Origin of the sequence: Leifsonia araucanica (genome assembly GCF_051161895.1) — a bacterium.
Classification (GTDB): domain Bacteria; phylum Actinomycetota; class Actinomycetes; order Actinomycetales; family Microbacteriaceae; genus Leifsonia.
In genome coordinates, this window is sequence record NZ_JBMBTW010000002.1 from 2,239,843 (window position 1) to 2,258,320 (window position 18,478).

The following is an 18,478-nucleotide window of genomic DNA, read 5'->3' on the forward strand; positions in this document are numbered from 1 at the left end:
TTCGACAGAATAGGTGAGGAAACCTCAACCCGGAAGGCGAAGCCCGTGACCCGACGCGTCGGCTATGCAGCGGGGGCGTTCGATCTGTTCCACATCGGACACCTCAACATCCTCAAGCACGCCAAGAGCCAGTGCGACTATCTGATCGCCGGCGTCGTGTCCGACGAGATGCTGCGGCAGGTCAAAGGCATCGACCCGGTCATCCCGCTCGCCGAGCGACTCGAGATCGTGCGGAACATCGGCTTCGTCGACGAGGCGGTCGCCGAGACGGTGCCGGACAAGCTCGACACCTGGCGCGAACTGCAGTTCGACGTGTTCTTCAAGGGCGACGACTGGCGCGGCACGGAGAAGGGCCTGCGCCTCGAACGCGAGTTCGCCGCCGTCGGCGTCGAGGTCGTCTACTTCCCGTACACGATGACCACGTCGTCCACCACGCTCCGCCGAGCCCTCGCGGTCCTCGCCGGCTGACCCCGAAACAATCGAGTCCGAACTTGTTCACGCCCCGCCTCGGCGTGTCGCGTGAATAAGTTCGGACTCGATTTTTTGGGTCAGGCAGGGAGTTCCTCGCCGGCGACGAGGACGAGCGAGCGGGGCGGCGCGGCGACGAGCGCCTCCGGAACGTTCTGCGCGTCGAGAAGCACGACGTCGGCGACCGAGCCGACCGTGAGGTCGTGGGTGGCCCTGCCGACGAACGACGCGGCGTCGCTCGTGGCGACGCGCACCGCATCCACCAGGTCGTCGTCGCGGCGGAAGCCGGACAGCTGCGCCAGCCTGGCCGCCAGCCGCAGCAGGTCGCCGTCACCGTACGGTCCCCACAGATCCCGGATGCCGTCCGTGCCGAGCCCGACGGGCACGCCGGCCGCGCGCAGCTCGGCGAGCGGCAGGCGGGGGGCGTTGATCGGGGCGACCGTGGTGATGGACACGCCGGTCTCGCGCATCCCGTCGATGAGCGCCCGCCGCCGCGCCTCCGGCAGCTCGCCGATGGCGAAGCCGTGCGCGACGTTCACCCGCCCGGCGAGCCCGGTCGCGCGCGTGCGCTCGATGATGAGCTCGTACTGGAACGCGCCGAGCTCCCCGCCGTCGTGCAGGTGGATGTCGATGCCGACGCCGCGCCGGTCTGCGATGTCGAACAGAGCGTCCAGCTGACCGACGGGGTCGCGGTCGATGGATGCCGGGTCGAGGCCGCCGATGTGCTCCGCGCCCTCGGCCGCGGCACGGTCGAGCAGGTCGAGCACGCCCGGCCTGCGCAGCACGCCGTCCTGCGGGAACGCCACGATCTCCAGCGCCACCGGCACGCCGAGCGCCGCCACAGCCTCCCGCACCACCCGGATGCCGTCGAGCCCGACCCCGAGGTCAACGTCGACGTGCGAGCGGAACGCCGTCGTCCCCTGCTCCACCAGCGCGCGCAGCAGCGCCAGCGTGCTCTCGCTGCTCGGGATGCCCAGCTCGCCCCGGTGCGCCCGCTCGTGCTCGATGCGCCCCTGCGTGGTGGCCTCGCCGCCGTACGACACCCACGGCTTGCCCCACCAGCTCTTGTCGAGGTGGGCGTGCGCGTTCACCAGTCCGGGCAGGGCCAGCAGCCCGTCCCCCTCGATGAACCGGGTGCCCGGGTCGCCGGACACGGCCTCCGCCGCCGGGTCGTGCCGCTCGACGGCGACGATCACACCGTCGGCGATCCGGAGGTCGCACGCCTCCCCACCCCACGGCCGCACATTGCGCAGAACGGTCTGCATCGCGCTCACCCGGCGAACCGGTCGGTGGCCTCGATCAGCGCATCCAGGATGCCCGGCTCGTCGAACGCGTGACCCGCATCCGGGATCATCCGGAAGTCGGCCTGCGGCCAGGCCCGGTGCAGATCCCACGCCGTCATCGCCGGGGTGCACGCGTCGTACCGGCCCTGCACGATCACGGCAGGGATGTCCGCCAGCACGTGCGCGTTCCTGATCAGCTGCTCCTCCTCGAACCAGCCGCCGTTCATGAAGTAGTGGTTCTCGATGCGCGCGAACGCCACGGCGTACTGCTGCTCGGTAAAGCTCTCCACCACATCCGGCCGGGGAAGCAGGGTGATCGTCGACGACTCCCACCGCGACCACGCGACACCCGCCGGGATGTGCACGGCAGGGTCCGGGTCGTTGAGCAGCCTGCTGTACGCCCGGATGAGCCTCCCGCGCTCGGCGACGGGCACGGGCTCCACGAAGCCCTCCCACAGGTCCGGGAACAGCGCGGCCGCCCCTCCCTCGTAGAACCAGTCGAGCTCGGCGGGACGCAGCGTGAAGATGCCGCGCAGCACCAGCTCGGTCACGCGGTCGGTGTGCGTCTCGGCGTACGCGAGCGCGAGCGTGCTTCCCCACGAACCGCCGAACACCATCCAGCGTTCCACGCCGAGGTGCTCGCGCAGCTTCTCGATGTCGGCCACGAGATGCCAGGTGGTGTTCGCGCTGAGGTCGGTCTCCGGCTCGCTGGCGTGCGGCAGGCTCTTGCCGCAGCCACGCTGGTCGAACAGCACGATCCGGTACTTCTCCGGGTCGAACGCGCGCCGCTGGTTCGGGTTCGTGCCTCCGCCCGGGCCGCCGTGCAGGAACACCACCGGCTTGCCGTCCGGGTTTCCGCTCGTCTCCCAGTAGAGCTGCTGGCCGTCGCCCACGTCGAGCAGGCCGGAGTCGTATGGCTCGATTTCGGGGTAGAAAGTGCGCATACGCCCGAGGCTACAGCGAGCCCGCCCGCACCGAGAACGTGTCGCAGGACGCCGCGCCGTTCTGGAACCCGGTGGAGAACCAGCGCTGCCGCTGCTCGGACGATCCGTGCGTCCAGGTGTCCGGCTGGATGTCGCCGGTGGATGCGCGCTGGATGCGGTCGTCTCCGACGGCGGAGGCCGCGCTGAGCGCATCCTGGATCTGGGCCTCGGTGATCGGCTGCAGGAAGGGCACGCCGTTCTCGTCCTTCGTGGTCGACGCCGCGCCCGCCCACGCTCCGGCGAAGCAGTCGGCCTGCAGCTCCAGCCGCACGCTGTCGGAGGCCGCGCCGCTGGAACGGCTGGGGTGCGCATCCATGATCCCGCCGATGTTCTGGATGTGGTGACCCCACTCGTGCGCGACAACGTACATCTCGGCGAGCGGGCCGCCGCTCGACCCGAAGCGGGTGCGCAGCTCGTCGTAGAACGCGGTGTCGACGTAGACGGTCTGGTCGGTCGGGCAGTAGAACGGGCCGGTCGCGCTCGACGCAGCGCCGCATCCCGTGCCGGTCTGGCCGGTGAAGAGCACGAACTGCGGGGAGGTGTACGAGCCGCCGAGCGCCGGCATCTCGGTGGTCCAGAACGCTTCGATGGATGCCGCCGCGCCTTTCATCCTGCAGTCGATGCGCGCGTTAGCGTCTGCGCCGGTCGTGCAGTCGGTGAGCTCCTCCCCTGTGCCGATCTGCTGGGTCTGGCCCTGGGACGCCCCGCCGTCGACGAACCCGGTGAGGTCGACGCCGAGAAGCTGCGAGAGCAGCAGGATGGCGATGGCGCCGAGTCCGACGCCACCGGCCGCGATCCCGGCCGTGCGCCCGCGCCGCTTGGTCTTTCCACCGCTGATGTCGGCGTTCGGGTTGAAGGTCATGCCCGCCACGGTAGTACGGGTTGGTGGCCCGTCATAGGCTGGCGGCATGAGCACCGCGAGCCCCGAGAACACCGCAGACGCCACCACCACAGGCCGGTCCCCCGTCACCGTCACGGTCACCGGGGCGGGAGGGCAGATCGGCTACGCCCTCCTGTTCCGCATCGCGTCCGGGCAGCTGCTCGGGCCGGACGTGCCCGTGCGCCTGCGACTGCTGGAGATCCCGCAGGGCCGCGCCGCCGCGGAGGGCACGGCGCTCGAACTACAGGACGGCGCCTTCCCGCTCGTGCACGACCTCAGCGTCACCGAGGACGCCACCGCCGCGTTCGACGGCGTCAACATCGCGCTGCTGGTCGGCGCGCGACCGCGCGGCCCCGGCATGGAGCGTGCGGACCTGCTCGAGGCCAACGGCGCCATCTTCGGCCCGCAGGGCGCCGCGATCAACGCGGGCGCAGCGTCCGACGTCCGCGTGCTGGTGGTCGGCAACCCGGCGAACACGAACGCGCTGATCGCCAGCGCCCACGCCCCGGATGTGCCGGCGGACCGTTTCACGGCGATGACCAGGCTCGACCACAACCGCGCGGTCGCCCAGCTCGCGGTGAAGCTCGGCGTGCCTGTGTCGGCGATCGACGGCGTGATCGTGTGGGGCAACCATTCGGCCAGCCAGTATCCGGACATCAGCCACGCCACCGTCAACGGCCGCCCGGTGACCGAGCTGGTCGACGAGGGCTGGCTGGCAGACGAGTTCATCCCCCGGGTCGCGAAGCGCGGGGCGGAGATCATCGCGGTGCGCGGATCGTCGAGCGCGGCCTCCGCGGCGAGCGCCGCGATCGACCACGTGCGCGACTGGGTGGACGGCACAGGCTCGCGCTGGACGTCGGCCGGCGTCGTCTCCGACGGCTCGTACGGCGTGGAGGCCGGCCTGATCTCGTCGTTCCCCGTCCGCTCGGAGGGCGGCGCGTGGCGCATCGTCGACGGCCTCGACATCGACGCGTTCTCCCGCGCCCGCATCGACGCCTCGGTCGCCGAGCTCCGCGAGGAGCGCGACGCCGTCCGCGCCCTCGGCCTCCTCTAACCCGCGCGCCCCACGCCCCACACAATCGAGTCCGGACTTATGCACGCCCTGACACGGCGTGTCGCGTGCATAAGTCCGGACTCGATTGTTTGGGGGCGGGCGTCAGCGCTTGGGCGACTTCTCCGGGGTGGGGGCGGTGCCGGAGGCGCGCTGGTCCGCGTAGTACGCGCGGGCCTCGGCCTGGCGCTCCGCCTCAGCGCCGGTCGCGATCTTCGCGCGGATGTGCTCCGGCCCGTAACCGAACGCATCCACCAGGTCGACGGCGTGCGGGCGGAGGCGGGTGAGCAACCGGTCGATGTACGCCGTGACCGCCTGCGCGCGCTGCGGAGACAGACGACCGTGGATGAGGTACCAGGCCAGGTGCTTCTCGATCAGCCCGAAGCCGAACAGGTCGCGCAGCCAGGTCAGGACCTGGCGGGTCCCCGCATCCGGAGCCTGCTCGAGGGCGTCGGTGAACGCCTCCCACTGCAGGAGTTCCGCGTGGGCGCGGGCCGCCTCGATGAGCTCGTTCTGCTGCGAGTTGAACAGGTCGGCCGCCGCCTTCTTGCCCAGCTTGGATGCCGGACGCAGCTTGCCGGCGACGTCGGCGATCATCGTCGCGACCCTGTCGGTGAGCAGTTCGCGCTGGGTGGTGGGCTCCTGCAGCCAGTTGACGGCGCGGGCGGTCGATCCGAAGTCCTTGACCGTCTGCGCGACCGACCGCAGGCCGGAGCCGTGGTAGGCCTTGCCCGCCGCCTGCGTGACGACGTAGCGGGCGAGCGCGCCGGTGTCGGCCTTGGCGAACTTGCGCGAGAAGTCGGTGAGCAGCCGCTTGGCGACGAGCTGCAGCAGCACGTTGTTGTCGCCCTCGAAGGTCACGTAGATGTCGAGGTCCTGGCGCAGGGATGTGAGCCGGTTCTCGGTGAGGAAGCCGGAGCCTCCGCACGCCTCCCGCGCTTCCTGCAGCGTGTCGAGCGCGTGCCAGGTGGACAGCGGCTTGAGGGCCGCCGCGATGGTCTCGAGGTCCTGGCGGTCGGTGTCGCTGTCCGCGCGCCCGCTGAACACGTCGTCGAACTTGTGCAGGAACACCTCGTGCGCGAACCCGGCCGCGTACGTGGTCGCGAGCAGCGGCAGCAGGCGGCGCTGGTGACGCTGGTAGTCGAGGATGACCTCTTCGTCCGTCTCGCTTCCCGCAGTGAACTGGCGGCGCTCGTTGCCATAGGTGATCGCGATCTTCAGCGCGACCTTCGCAGTGTTGACGGCGGAGCCGTCGAGCGAGACGCGACCCTGCACGAGCGTCCCGAGCATGGTGAAGAAGCGGCGGCCCGGGCTGCTGATCGGCGACGAGTACGTGCCGTCCTCCGCCACGTCGCCGTACTTGTTCAGCAGGTCGGTGCGCGGGACGCGGACGCCGGTGAAGTGCAGGCGGCCGTTGTCGATGCCGTTCAGGCCGCCCTTGAGGCCGTCGTCCTCCCCGCCGACACCCGGCAGGAACGCGCCGTCCGCATCCCGGATCGGCACGTAGAAGGCGTGGACGCCGTGGTTGACGCCCTTGGTGATGAGCTGCGCGAACACGACGGCCGCGATGCCGTCCTTCGCCGCGTTGCCCAGGTAGTCCTTCCACGCACCGCGGAACGGGGTGTCGATGACGAACTCCTGGGTCTCCTCGTCGTAGGTGGCCGTGGTGGCGACGCTGGCGACGTCGGAGCCGTGCCCGGTCTCCGTCATCGCGAACGCGCCAGGCACATCCAGCGACATGATCCCCGGCAGGTACTTCTCGTGGTGCTGGGCGGTGCCGAGCTGCAGCACGGCGGCGCCGAACAGCCCCCACTGCACGCCGGACTTGATCTGCAGAGACGGGTCGGCGACCACCAGCTCCTCGAAGCCGGCGATGTTGCCTCCGTTGTCGTCCCCGCCCCCGACGCTCTTCGGGAACGCGCGGTGCACCTGGCCGTTCTCGACCAGCAGCTTCAGCTGCTCGAAGGTGCGGGCGCGCTGGTCCGCGAGGCTGAGCCCCTCGACCTTCTGCATCTCGGGACGGCCGGAGAGTTCACGCGACGCCAGCCGGATCTCCGCCCAGTCGCCGAGCAGCTGACGCCCGAGCGCCTCGACGTCGACACGCGCGGACGGATCGCCGGGCGGAGTGGTCACCGATCGGGGGTCCGCCACCGGGGCGGTCGGCTTCTTCGCGGACGGAGTCGTGCGCTCGGCGGTATCGACCATCAGGGTTCCTCTTCGCTCTCGTGCGGGATATCGTCACGCTACGACGAGCATCCCCGTTCGCGAAGTCGTCGGTGCGCGGCCTACAAACCGCAGCCGGATGCGCCGCGACTGGTTTGCGGAATGCTCCAATCGCGGGGGTGCCGATTGTGCCTCTGTCCACAACAATGCATGGAAAGCGACGGAATGCCATGGGCGAGCACAGCGATGCGACGGGTGCGCAGAGCGCGCGCGTGACGAAGACGGTCGCAGCGGAGCGGCCGCTGGTCTGGGAGGCGTTCACTTCCGCGGACGCCCTGGCCTCGTGGTTCTGGCCGCCCCGGTTCGCCACGACGGCGACGATGGATGCGCACCAGGGCGGCGCGTGGAGCATCCGGTCGGCTCCGACGGCGATGGGCGCATCCGGGACGGTGGTGCGGGCGGTGGAGCCGGAGCGGCTGGAGCTGACCTGGCACTGGGACGGGGAGGCGGAGGAGACGCGCGTGGTGGTGGCGCTGGTGGAGGATGCGCTGGCGGAGGGCGACGGCGGCATGGCGGATGGCGTGGCGGATGGCGTGGCGGGTGCCACGACGATCACCGTCGCGCACGACGGCTTCGCGTCGGAGGAGGCGGCGGCCGACCACGTGGAGGGGTGGAGCGACTGCCTGGACAGGCTGGCGGCGCGACTCGACTCCCAAAGAACTGTTTGACAGTTACTGCGCCGGTGGCCAGACTGGGAGGGTGACCGACCAAAGCACCCAGACGCACCCGCCTGCGCCGCGCGAGCTGCGCGACCTGCGCGTCCTCGCGCATCCACTGAGGCTGCGGCTGCTCTCGCTCCTCGGCGGCGCCGCCCTCAGCGCGGCGGAGGCCGCCCGCGAGCTCGGCGACACCCAGGCGAACGTGAGCTACCATCTCCGGCGACTGCACGACGCCGGGCTCGTCGACGTGGTGGAGGAGGTCGCGATCCGCGGCGGCAAGGCCAAGCGCTACCGCCACGATCCCACCAGCGGCGAGCGCCTCGGGATGGCCGGAGCCCCCGAACTGTTCCTCGCCATGAGCGCAGAGCTCGCCCGCCGCGCCGTGCTGCAGGCGCCGGGCACGCGCTCCACCTTCACCGACGCGGAGTTCTCGATCGACGACGCCGCGTACCGCAAGGTGGAGGCGCTGGTGCGGGAGGCGGGCATCGTCCTGGCCGACGCCGCCCAGCCCAGCGGCACCGCCGGAACCCACCGGGTGGCGGCGACACTGGCGCTGTTCGAGCTGGCGCAGGGAGACGCGCAGTGAGCCGCGAGTCTTACGCCGACGTCCTCCGCATCCCGGGCGCCGCCGCGCTGTTCGGCTCCGCGCTGGTCGGGCGGCTCGCGTTCGCGACCGTCTCGCTGTCGCTGCTGCTCAGCGTGCAGGCGTCGACCGGAACCTTCGCCGCCGCCGGAGCAGCGACCGGCGCGTTCGGCGTGACCAACGTGATCGCCTCCCCCACCCGCGCGCGGGCCGTCGACCGGTTCGGGCCCACCAGGGCGCTGCTGGTGATGGGGGTGCTGTTCTCCGCATCCCTGGTCGCCACCGCGTTCGGCTGCCTGGCCGACGCCCCGGCCGCGGTGCTGATCGTCCTCGCGGCGGTCGCCGGCGTGTTCGCGCCGCCGCTCGGGTCGACCATGCGTGTGATGTGGGCGTCCATCGCCCCGGATGCGCGCATCCTGCCCCGCGCGTACAGCCTGGATGCGGTGGCGGAGGAGCTGCTGTTCACCACCGGCCCCCTGCTGGTCGGGCTGCTCGTATTCGTCGCCGGGCCGGTGACGGCGCTGTTCACCACGGCGGCAGTGGCGTTCGTGGGGACCGCGCTGTTCTGCCTGCACAGGCACGTGCGCGCGAAGGGCGCGGCGACGACGACCGCGCACGCGCACGAACGCCCGCTGCGGCAGCGCGGCTTCCCGACGGTGCTGGTCGCGCTGACAGGCGTCGGCCTGGTGATCGGCACCGTCGAGACGGCCGTGCCCGCGTTCACCGCCGAACGGTCGATGGCGGCGGCGTCCGGCATACTGCTCGCCCTGCTGGCGGCGGGGAGCGCGGTCGGCGGACTGGTCTACGGCCACCGCGCCTGGAAGCCTGCGCTGGCCATCCGGCTCACGGTGCTGAGCATCGCGTTCGTCGCGGTCAGCGCCATCGCCGCCCTCGCGCCGGACCAGATCACGCTCGGCGTCATCCTGTTCGGCCTCGGCCTGTTCCTCGCTCCGACGGTCATCACGGCGTACCTGCTCGCCGACGCGCTCACCGCCGAACACGTGCGCACCGAGGCGACCACCTGGACCAACACCGCCGTCAACTTCGGCGTCGCGGTGGGGGCGGCGGTGGCCGGCGTGCTCGTCGACCACGCGGGCACGACCACCGCCTTCGCGGTCGGCGCGGCGGTCGCGGGCGTGCTGGTGCTCGCCGCCGGCTCGCGCACGCGCGCCCTCGGCGCGGCCAGCGCGCCAGCGGCAGGTGGCGCGCCGGCGGCAGGCGGCGCGCCCGCCGCAGGTGGCGCGCCCGCCGCAGGTGGCCCCACCCTCCCCGAGGAGGACGGCACCACCCCCACAGCCGCCTCCGCCCCCGGCGACCTGCCCGCATCCCGGGACTGACACCCCCAGACAGACGAAATACCAGCAACTGTCGCGAAACGCGCGGGATGCGCGACAGTTACTGGTATCTCGTAGGGTGGGGCGCTACGCCGCGCGGCGGGTGGCGTCCCTCCGGGCGTGCTGTGCGGCGGGGCGCACGGGCGCCGACAGGGCGGCGCGGGCTGCGGCGGAGCCGCGGAGCTCGATCACCGTGCCGGCCTCCACCTGCGCGTCGCGGTCGATGCGCGCTCCGTTGCCGACCATGACGGCCTGGCCCAGCTTGGCGTTGCTGCCGATGCGCACACCGCTGCCGATCACGCATCCTGCTCCGACGTGGACGTTCGCGCCCACGAAGGTGCGGTCGCCGACCGTCGCACCGGTGTCGATCCAGCTGCCCGCGCCGACGTATGCGTCGAGTCCGACGCGGGCGTCCTTCTCGACGTATGCGGTCGCGTCGATGAACGCCGACTCCGCCACACGCGCGGTGGGCGCGACGAGGCCACGCCCGTTGACGTGCCTTTTGTACTTGATTACGGCGCCGGTCTCATCCTCGAGCTCTTCGATCATTCGTGCCATCGCGTCTCCCTTCGAGATCGTCGCTTCAGTCCACATTCTGATAACACGAGACGGCCAGGAAAGATTCCCTGATCGTCCCGCAGAACCGGGACAGTACACCGTCGCTTTCGTTACAGCCACCCCGTACTTTTCCGGGCAGTATTCAGGTATGGCCGAACACAGCATCCTGTACCTCCCCGACGCGGCAGCCTGGCGGGACTGGCTGCAGCGGAACCACGAGACGGAGGCGGGGGTCCGGCTCGCCATCGCGAAGAAGAACTCCGGCCACACGAGCCCCACCTACGCCGAGGCCGTCGACGGCGCCCTCTGCTTCGGCTGGATCGACGGCCGCAGGAACAGCCTCGACGACACCCACTTCCTGCAGACCTTCACCCCGCGCGGCCGCCGCAGCATCTGGTCGCAGCGCAACCGCGAACTCGTCGCGGCGCTCATCGAGTCCGGCGAGATGACCGAGCACGGGATGCGCGAGATCGAGCGAGCGCAGGCCGACGGCCGCTGGGATGCGGCCTACCAGCGCCAGTCGGACAAGACGGTGCCCGACGATCTCGCCGCCGCCCTCGCCGCCAACCCGGAGGCCGCGGCGTTCTTCGAGACCATCAGCGGCCAGAACCGCTTCGCGATCATCTTCCGCGTGTCCACGGCCAAGCGCGCAGACACCCGCGCCCGCCGCATCGCCACGTTCGTCGACCAGCTCGCCCGCCACGAGACGCTGTACTGACGGCGGGACGGGCTCCCCTCCATCCACGCCACCCGAGCCCGCGGATGTGAAGAACCTCAGACTCGATGGATGCGCGTCATCCGCCGTTCGCGAGCCGTTCATCCCGTGTTCCCGCAGCGTCACGAAGCTGCGAGTGTTCGCATCCACGTCGGAGCGGCGCGCGAGCTGCACCCGGGCGCGCCGCATCCATCCGGTGAGCCGCGCCAGCCGCGGTCGCCTCGCGGTCGCCGTCGATGCGCGCTCCCCCGTCGTCGCAGAAGGAGAACACGCTTGCGCACTCACTGGCGAGGAACGATGTCGGCCCTGGTGGCCGCAGCGTTCGCCACAGCTCCCCTGGTCGCGGTCGCGGCCCCCGCATCCGCAGCCCCCGCTCCATCGCCGGTGGTCATCAACGAGGTCGAGTCGAGCGGCGGAACGCCGGGCGACTGGGTCGAGCTGATGAACACGGGCACCACCACCGTCGACGTCACCGGCTGGTCGCTGCTCGACAACGACGACACCCACACGGCCGTTCCGCTTCCGGCAGGTTCGACCATCGCCGCCGGCGGTTTCCTCAGCGTCGACGAATCCCTGCTCGGCTTCGGCCTCGGCGGCGCGGACTCCGCCCGCCTGTACGACGCCTCCCACACGCTGGTCGACTCGTACAGCTGGACAGCGCACGCGACCACGACGTACGGCCGCTGCCCGGACGGCTCCGGCGCGTTCACCACCACCACCTCGCCGACCAAGGCCGCCGCCAACGACTGCAGCGTCCCCGTCGCCATCAACGAGGTCGAGTCGAACGGCGACGCCACCGACTGGATCGAACTCATCAACAACGGCTCCGCGCCGGTCGACCTGTCCGGGTACATCCTGCGGGACAACAAGGACAGCGACGCCTTCCCGATCCCCGCGGGCACCGTCGTCGCGGCGGGCGGCTACTACACGGCCGACGTGGATGCGGCGTTCGGACTGGGCGGGGCGGACTCCGCGCGCCTCTTCGCACCGGACGGCACGACCCTGGTCGACTCGTACGAATGGACGGCGCACGCCGCCACCACCTACGGCCGCTGCCCCAACGGCACCGGCGCGTTCGCCACGACCGCTGCCTCCACGAAGAACGCGCCGAACGCGTGCGAGGGCGATGTGCAGCTCACCCCGTGGCCGGGCGGATCGACGATCGCGACTGCCGACGACGCCACCGTGCTCGGCGGCAACATGAGCGGCCTCTACTACCAGGCGTCCGGCACCAGCGCGCCGGGCGTGCTGTGGGCCGTGAAGAACGGGCCGGGCACCCTGTACCGGCTGCTCTGGAACGGCACGGTCTGGACCCCGGACACGGCCAACGGCTGGGCAGCGGGTAAGGCACTGCACTACGCCGACGGCACGGGCGACCCGGACTCGGAGGGCGTCACCATCACCGGCACGGGTCCGGATGGCGGCATCTTCGTCTCGACCGAGCGCAACAACGCGAACAACGGCGTGAGCCGCCCGGCCATCCTCCGCTTCGACCCGGCACAGCCCGGCACGAGCCTGAACGCCACGGCCGACTGGAACCTCACCGCCGACCTTCCGGCGGTCGGCCCGAACCTGGGCCTCGAGGCGGTCACCTGGATCCCGGATGCGTACCTCACGGCCAACGGGTTCGCCGACCAGCACACCGGAGCGGCTTACGACCCTGCGTCGTACCCCGGACACGGCGACGGCCTGTTCTTCACCGGCCTCGAAGCGAACGGCTCCATCTACGCGTACGCGCTCGACCAGTCCGGCGCAGGATTCACCAGGGTCGCCACCATCGTGAGCGGGATGCCCGGCGTGATGGAACTGCAGTTCGACCAGGAGACGCAGAAGCTGTGGGCTGTCTGCGACGACACCTGCGACGGGCAGCACGAGACGCTGACGATCGCATCCACGGGTGCGGATGCGGGGGACTTCACGGTCGACACCACATACGCCCGGCCGACCGGGATGCCCAACTTCAACAACGAGGGCTTCGCGATCGCCCCGCAGGCGGAGTGCGTCGACGGCCACAAGCCGGTGATCTGGTCGGACGACACGAACGACGACGGCCACGCGCTGCGCGCCGGCACGATCGCGTGCACGGTGGTGACGGAGCCGGGCGGACCGGGTGAGCCGGGCGGCCCCGGTGAGCCGGGCGGTCCCGGTGAGCCGGGCACCACGCCCGCGACGGTGACGCTGTCGTCCGGGACGGTGGCGGTCGGCGGCGCGCTGAACGTCACCGCGTCCGAGTTCACGGCGGGCGAGACGGTCGAGGTGTGGCTGCACTCCACGCCGGTGAAGCTGGCGACGCTCACGGCATCGGGAACCGGCGCAATCTCCGCGACGGTGAGCATCCCGAGCGGGACACCGGCAGGCGCGCACACGATCGTGGTGACAGGCCTGACCTCGGGCGTCACGGGCTCGATGGCCATCACGGTGACGGCGGCCGCCGCCCCGGGAGGCACGGATCCGGGCACCACTCCGCCCGGCACGACCCCGACGGTCACCTCCCCGGCCGACAACACTCCTGCCGGACTCGCAGCGACAGGATCGTCGGTCACGGTGCCGCTGCTCGCGGCCCTCGCCGCCGCGCTGCTCGGAACCGTCCTGCTCCTGCTCCGGATGCGCCGCCCGGCCCGCTGATCGGGTAGCGCCGGGCCCGCAGGTCGGGTAGCGCCCGGCACACAGGTCGGGTAGCGCCCGGCCCGCTGACCGGGCGTTCGGCCGGACATGTCCCGCGACACGCCGCCGCGTTCTCCGTTCCGACGGAGAACGCGGCGGAGGTGGCGCGGGATGTCCGCTTTTACGAAGACATCACGCGGGACTGGCCGCCGCACCCCGCCAGGTGACGCCCGGCTACGCCGACGCCACCACTTCCAGCAGGGCCTCGCCGTATGCCTCGCGCTTCTTGGCGCCGATGCCGGTGATGCCGTCCAGGTCGCCGAGGGTGGCGGGTTTCGCGGAGGCGACGGCGCGCAGGGTGGCGTCGCCGAAGACGATGTATGCGGGGACGCCCTGCGATCTGGCCGCCTCTGCCCGCCAGGCGCGGAGGGCTTCGAACAGGGGGTGGTCCGCCGGTTCGAGGTCGGCGACGGCCGCTGCGGAGCGGGAGGAGCGCGCCGGGCGTTCCGGACGGTCCGGCTCGCGGCGGAGCACGACCGGGCGGTCGCCGGAGAGGACGGCGGCGCTCTGCGGGGTGATCGCGAGCACGCCGTATTCGCCTTCCGGCTTCAGCAGTTCCTGGGCGATCAGCTGCCGCACGACCCCGCGCCACTGGCTCTCGCTGAGGTCGGCGCCGATGCTCCAGGTGGCGAGCGCGTCGTGGCCGTGCTGCTCGACGCGCGGGGTGCGCTTGCCGCGCAGGATGTCGACGAGGTGGCCCGCGCCGAACTGCTGGTTGCGTTCGCGCTTCAGACGCACCACCGTCGACAGCAGCTTCTGGGCGGGGACCGTGCCGTCCCAGCTCTCCGGCGGGGTGAGGCAGGTGTCGCAGTTGCCGCACGGCTCCGCGCGCTGACCGAAGTAGTTCAGGAGGTTGACGCGGCGGCACTGCACGGTCTCGCACAGGGCGAGCATCGCATCCAGGTGCTGCGTCATTCGGCGGCGGTGGGCGAGGTCGCCGGGCGAGTCGTCGATCATGCGGCGCTGCTGCACCACGTCTTGCAGGCCGTAGGCGAGCCAGGCGGTGGACGGCAGGCCGTCGCGGCCGGCGCGGCCGGTCTCCTGGTAGTAGCCCTCGACCGACTTGGGAAGGTCGATGTGGGCGACGAACCGCACATCCGGCTTGTCGATGCCCATGCCGAACGCGATGGTGGCGACCACGATCACGCCCTCCTCGCGGAGGAACCTGGCCTGCGTCTGGGCGCGCACTCGCGCATCCAGTCCCGCGTGATACGGGAGCGCGTTCAGGCCGCGCGCGCTGAGGAACTCGGCCGTGCGCTCCACCGTGTTGCGCGACAGGCCGTAGACGATGCCGGCGTCGTTCGGGTGCTCCGTGGTGATGAAGTCGAGCAGCTGCTTGCGCACCTCCACCTTGGGAACGATGCGGTACTGGATGTTCGGACGGTCGAAGTCCGCGACGAACTGCGCCGCCTTCTGCATGCCGAGGCGCTCGGTGATCTCGCGGTGGGTCGCCTCGGTGGCCGTGGCGGTGAGGGCGATGCGCGGCACCTCCGGCCAGCGCTCCCCCAGCTCGGAAAGCGCCAGGTAGTCCGGACGGAAGTCGTGGCCCCACTGGGAGACACAGTGCGCCTCGTCGATGGCGAAGAGTGCGATCTTGCCGCCGGAGAGGAACCGCTTGGTCGCCTCGGAGGACAGCCGCTCCGGCGCGACGTAGAGCACATCCAGCTCGCCGGAGAGGTACGCGTTCTCGACCCTGGACCGCTCGGCGGAATCTTGGGTGGAGTTGAGGAAGGCGGCGCGCACGCCGACGGCGGTCAGTGCATCCACCTGGTCTTGCATGAGTGCGATCAGCGGCGAGATGACGACGCCTGTGCCCTCGCGCACGAGCGACGGGATCTGGTAGCAGAGGCTCTTGCCTCCACCCGTCGGCATGAGCACCACGGCGTCGCCGCCGCCGACGAGCTGGTCGATGATCTCGGCCTGCTCCCCGCGGAACGAGTCGTAGCCGAACACCGTGTGCAGCGCCTCGGCCGGACTCGCGAACTTGGCCGTGGATGCGCGGACCTCCCGCCGAGGAGCCGCCGCCCGCGCCGAGGCAGTCGCGGCCCCCGCAGTCGCAGCCCCCGCCGACGCACCGCCACCGAACGCCGCACCACCACCGAACGCCGCACCACCACCGAACTCCACCGCCCCGCCGAGGTACGCGTCGTCAGGTGGGAACGCCTCCTCCGGATACTCCGGTGGCGCGTCGCGCTCGTCCGGCTCCCAGGGGTGTTCCGCGTTCCAACTCATCCCCTGATCGTAACGAGCGGGACCGACGAAAACCTGGCCGTCGCAGATCTGTGGAAAACACCCCGGTTTTGATAGCTTGTGGAAGCTCGACCACGGGGGAAACCAAGGGGGACCATGACCGACGACGCCGCGCACCCGACCGCGCCGACCACCAGCCCCCGCGAACGCCGGCGCGCCCGGCCCTGGATCGTCGCCACCGCCGCCGTCCTGCTCGGAGCCGGTGTCGTCTCCGGCGCGGCGTACGGCTGGTCCGTGTTCGCCCAGGCGAGGTTCACGGTGGCGAACCAGCAGTCCGTGCAGGTCGCCCACGCGCTCACCGATGTCTCCGACCAGCGCGGCGCCGCCATCGACAAGGCGAAGGTCACCACCAGCGCCGTCGACAGCTTCGTCGCGCAGCCCCACACCGGATACGTCAGCGCCGCGGCACTGGATGCGCTGAAGAAGGCGGACAACGACCTCCACTCCGCGAGCAACGACCTCACGTACGCGCCGGAGGAGGTCACACCGGTCCCGTCCCGTCCGTCCGACCTCTGGCCGCTCACCGTCATCCGGGAGCTGCTTCTCATCCGGACGTCGACCGACGGCGAGGTCGCACTCCTGAAATCCCGCGCGGCGGAGCTCGCGGCGATGAAGACCGCGCAGAAGGAGATCGGCACCGCCGGCACGGCCGTCTACGGCGAGGTCAAGGCGCACGCGGAAGCCACCATGAAGGCGGCCGTCGACGCCACGTACGAGAGCAGGATCGGCCTCACGCACGCGCTGGCCGGAGCATCCGGTTCGGTCAGCTTCTCCGGGATGGGACTCCCCGCGATCATCAGTGCGTCCGACGCCGTCGCAGCGTCGGAGGCAGCGGGCCAGGCGGCGAAGCAGGACCCGGCATACCCCGCACACGCGGCGATCGAGGCGTACGCGCGGAGCATCGCGCACGGCGTCAACCTGGACTTCCAGTGGCACCAGGTGGTCGGCGGCTACGGCACCGGCTGGTACTCGGGCACCACCATGTATCACGAGGGGGACGGCGGCTGGGCGACCATCGACCTCAACTTCGACACCGTCGACGGCTGGTCGCGGGGCGACGTGGATGCGAAAGCACTCATCACGCACGAGGTGGGCCACTCGCAGGTGGTGCGCCCGGAGTGCCGCACGCTCTTCACCGGACCGGTGTTCAATTCGGACGACGAGATGTGGGCGACCGCGTGGGCGATCAGCATGGGCTTCGACGACGAGGGCTCCGGCATCCAGGCGTACGGGCGGCCGAGCGATCAGCAGATCGCGACCGCCGGGCAGTGCCGCTGACCGCAACAGCGGTACCATCGGCCACATGCGCCGATTGATCGTGACCGAGTTCATGACCCTCGACGGGGTCGTCGAGGCCCCGGGAGGGGAGCCGACGCATCCGCACGCCGGATGGACGATGCCGTACGGCACGGACGCCCTGTACGCGTTCAAGCTGCGCGAGACGATGGAGGCGGAGTCCCTGCTGCTCGGACGCAAGACGTTCGAAGGCTTCAGCGCTGCCTGGCCGGGGCGCGACGGCGAGTTCGCCGACAAGATGAACGCCATGCCGAAGCTGGTGGCCGCGAGCGGCACGGGCGACCTCGGCTGGAACGCCACGCGCATCCAGGGCGACGTACGCACGGCCGTCGCCGACCTGAAGGAGGGCGACGGCGGCCCGATCCTGGTGGCGGGAAGCGCGACCCTCGTGCGCTCCCTGCTGGTCTGGGGCCTCGTGGACGAGCTGCGCCTGCTCACCTACCCCGTGATGGTCGGCGGGGGCCTGCGCATCTTCCCCGACGACAGGGAGAAGTGGTCGTTCGAGCTGGCCGAGCTCGAACGGTTCGACAGCGGCGCCGTGCTGCACGTCTACCGGCTCGCCGGGAGCTGATGCTCACCGTCGTCCTCGGGCTGGTCGGGGCGTTCGTCTACGGGTCCGCCGACTTCCTCGGCGGGATCGCCTCCCGGCGGATCAGCGCGCTCAGGGTGACGGCGATCGGCGCGCTGTCCGGGCTCGTGCTGCTCCTCATCGCCCTGCCGGTCTTCGGTGGAGAGTGGTCGGCGGCCACGATCGGCTGGGGCGCCCTCTCCGGCGTGACCGGCGCCGTGGCCATCTCGCTGCTGTACGCGTGCCTCGCGATCGGGCCGATGAGCATCCTGTCCCCGCTCACCGCGCTGGTGTCCGCGATCGTCCCGATGACCTGGGGGCTGCTCGGCGGCGAGCAGTTCGCGCCGATCGGCTATGCGGCGCTCGGCGTCGCCCTCGTGGCGGTGGTGCTCGTCGGGTTCGTGCCGGAGAAGGGGGCGGTGCGGCCGAGCGTCCGCGGCATCCTGATGGCGGTCGGCTCCGGGACGATGATCGGCGCGTTCCTCATCATCATCGACCAGACGCCGGACTCGTCCGGGCTCGTGCCCCTCGTGCTGAACCGCGGCGTGAACGGGGCGATCATGCTGGCGGCGATCGGGCTGGTCGCGCTGCAGGCCAGGGCCAGACGGACGCGCGCAGCCACCCGCCAGGCACCGGATGCGGCCGTCGCCCCCGACGCGCGGCCCACCCTCGCCGCCGGCTGGCTGCCCGGGCTCCCGTTCGCGCTCGCCTGCGGGGTGCTCGACACCGTGGCGAACGTGGTGATGCTCGTCGGCCTTCGGCTCGGCGATCTTGCCGCGTTCTCGGTGCTGATCGCGCTGTATCCGGCGGGGACCATCGTGCTCGCCGCCGTGGTCCTGCGGGAGCGGATCGCCCCCATCCAGTGGGTCGGGCTGGCGCTCGCGATCGCGGCAGCCGGGATGCTCGCTGTCGCCTGACGCCGCATCGTTCACTAGTGTGAACAACTGAAACACGGAGGGGCTC

16 protein-coding genes are annotated in these 18,478 nt (G+C 71.2%); 10 read left to right on the forward strand and 6 right to left on the reverse strand.

Annotation, left to right across the window (positions count from 1 at the left end; genetic code table 11):
- Nucleotides 1-45: 45 nt before the first annotated feature.
- Nucleotides 46-468: an FAD synthase family protein gene (locus tag ACN6M5_RS10735; protein ID WP_085369092.1), complete on the forward strand. Its 423-nt coding sequence runs from the start codon at nt 46-48 to the stop codon at nt 466-468.
- Nucleotides 469-548: 80 nt separating this feature from the next.
- Here ACN6M5_RS10735 and ACN6M5_RS10740 read toward each other — a convergent pair whose 3' ends face one another.
- From ACN6M5_RS10740 to ypfJ, 3 genes are read right to left on the reverse strand one after another with little or no spacing between them, the layout of a single operon-like run.
- Entirely contained in the window at nt 549-1,733 is a 1,185-nt protein-coding gene (locus ACN6M5_RS10740; protein WP_434949666.1) for an amidohydrolase, read from the reverse strand.
- 5 nt (nt 1,734-1,738) lie between these two features.
- A complete protein-coding gene (gene pip, locus ACN6M5_RS10745; protein WP_434949668.1) occupies nt 1,739-2,695 on the reverse strand; it encodes a prolyl aminopeptidase in 957 nt (318 codons plus the stop codon).
- A 10-nt stretch (nt 2,696-2,705) separates the two neighbouring features.
- On the reverse strand, nt 2,706-3,596 hold the full coding sequence (gene ypfJ, locus ACN6M5_RS10750; RefSeq protein WP_434949670.1) for a KPN_02809 family neutral zinc metallopeptidase: 891 nt from the start codon (nt 3,594-3,596) through the stop codon (nt 2,706-2,708).
- Nucleotides 3,597-3,642: 46 nt separating this feature from the next.
- On the opposite strand from ypfJ, the gene ACN6M5_RS10755 reads away from it, so the two are divergent.
- Nucleotides 3,643-4,668 (forward strand): malate dehydrogenase, encoded by a 1,026-nt coding sequence (locus ACN6M5_RS10755; protein ID WP_434949672.1) that lies wholly within the window; start codon nt 3,643-3,645, stop codon nt 4,666-4,668.
- Nucleotides 4,669-4,770: 102 nt separating this feature from the next.
- Here ACN6M5_RS10755 and ACN6M5_RS10760 read toward each other — a convergent pair whose 3' ends face one another.
- Nucleotides 4,771-6,870, reverse strand: coding sequence for an acyl-CoA dehydrogenase family protein (locus ACN6M5_RS10760; protein ID WP_434949674.1), 2,100 nt, complete (start codon nt 6,868-6,870; stop codon nt 4,771-4,773).
- A gap of 188 nt (nt 6,871-7,058) precedes the next feature.
- On the opposite strand from ACN6M5_RS10760, the gene ACN6M5_RS10765 reads away from it, so the two are divergent.
- From ACN6M5_RS10765 to ACN6M5_RS10775, 3 genes are read left to right on the forward strand one after another with little or no spacing between them, the layout of a single operon-like run.
- On the forward strand, nt 7,059-7,556 hold the full coding sequence (locus tag ACN6M5_RS10765; protein WP_434949675.1) for an SRPBCC family protein: 498 nt from the start codon (nt 7,059-7,061) through the stop codon (nt 7,554-7,556).
- 31 nt (nt 7,557-7,587) lie between these two features.
- Nucleotides 7,588-8,133 (forward strand): helix-turn-helix domain-containing protein, encoded by a 546-nt coding sequence (locus tag ACN6M5_RS10770; RefSeq protein ID WP_434949677.1) that lies wholly within the window; start codon nt 7,588-7,590, stop codon nt 8,131-8,133.
- Nucleotides 8,130-9,467: an MFS transporter gene (locus ACN6M5_RS10775; protein ID WP_434949679.1), complete on the forward strand. Its 1,338-nt coding sequence runs from the start codon at nt 8,130-8,132 to the stop codon at nt 9,465-9,467. Before ACN6M5_RS10770 ends, ACN6M5_RS10775 begins: the two co-directional genes overlap by 4 nt.
- An 84-nt stretch (nt 9,468-9,551) precedes the next feature.
- Here the strand turns inward: ACN6M5_RS10775 and ACN6M5_RS10780 are convergent, their stop codons facing one another.
- Nucleotides 9,552-10,022 (reverse strand): DapH/DapD/GlmU-related protein, encoded by a 471-nt coding sequence (locus ACN6M5_RS10780; protein WP_247597163.1) that lies wholly within the window; start codon nt 10,020-10,022, stop codon nt 9,552-9,554.
- A 148-nt stretch (nt 10,023-10,170) separates the two neighbouring features.
- On the opposite strand from ACN6M5_RS10780, the gene ACN6M5_RS10785 reads away from it, so the two are divergent.
- Nucleotides 10,171-10,740 carry a YdeI/OmpD-associated family protein gene (locus tag ACN6M5_RS10785; protein WP_434949682.1) on the forward strand — a complete coding sequence of 190 codons (570 nt, stop codon included), beginning with the start codon at nt 10,171-10,173 and terminating at the stop codon, nt 10,738-10,740.
- Between the two features lie 270 nt (nt 10,741-11,010).
- Nucleotides 11,011-13,362: a lamin tail domain-containing protein gene (locus ACN6M5_RS10790; RefSeq protein WP_434949683.1), complete on the forward strand. Its 2,352-nt coding sequence runs from the start codon at nt 11,011-11,013 to the stop codon at nt 13,360-13,362.
- Nucleotides 13,363-13,575: 213 nt separating this feature from the next.
- Here the strand turns inward: ACN6M5_RS10790 and recQ are convergent, their stop codons facing one another.
- Nucleotides 13,576-15,633 (reverse strand): DNA helicase RecQ, encoded by a 2,058-nt coding sequence (gene recQ, locus ACN6M5_RS10795; protein WP_434949685.1) that lies wholly within the window; start codon nt 15,631-15,633, stop codon nt 13,576-13,578.
- A 114-nt stretch (nt 15,634-15,747) separates the two neighbouring features.
- Here recQ and ACN6M5_RS10800 point away from each other — a divergent pair, with 114 nt between their 5' ends.
- The 3 genes from ACN6M5_RS10800 to ACN6M5_RS10810 are packed head-to-tail and all read left to right on the forward strand — an operon-like array spanning nt 15,748 to nt 18,432.
- Nucleotides 15,748-16,929, forward strand: coding sequence for a hypothetical protein (locus tag ACN6M5_RS10800; protein ID WP_434949687.1), 1,182 nt, complete (start codon nt 15,748-15,750; stop codon nt 16,927-16,929).
- A gap of 25 nt (nt 16,930-16,954) precedes the next feature.
- Nucleotides 16,955-17,518 (forward strand): dihydrofolate reductase family protein, encoded by a 564-nt coding sequence (locus ACN6M5_RS10805; protein ID WP_434949689.1) that lies wholly within the window; start codon nt 16,955-16,957, stop codon nt 17,516-17,518.
- On the forward strand, nt 17,518-18,432 hold the full coding sequence (locus ACN6M5_RS10810) for an EamA family transporter (protein ID WP_434949691.1): 915 nt from the start codon (nt 17,518-17,520) through the stop codon (nt 18,430-18,432). The genes ACN6M5_RS10805 and ACN6M5_RS10810 overlap by 1 nt, the downstream gene beginning before the upstream one ends.
- Nucleotides 18,433-18,478: the final 46 nt, after the last annotated feature.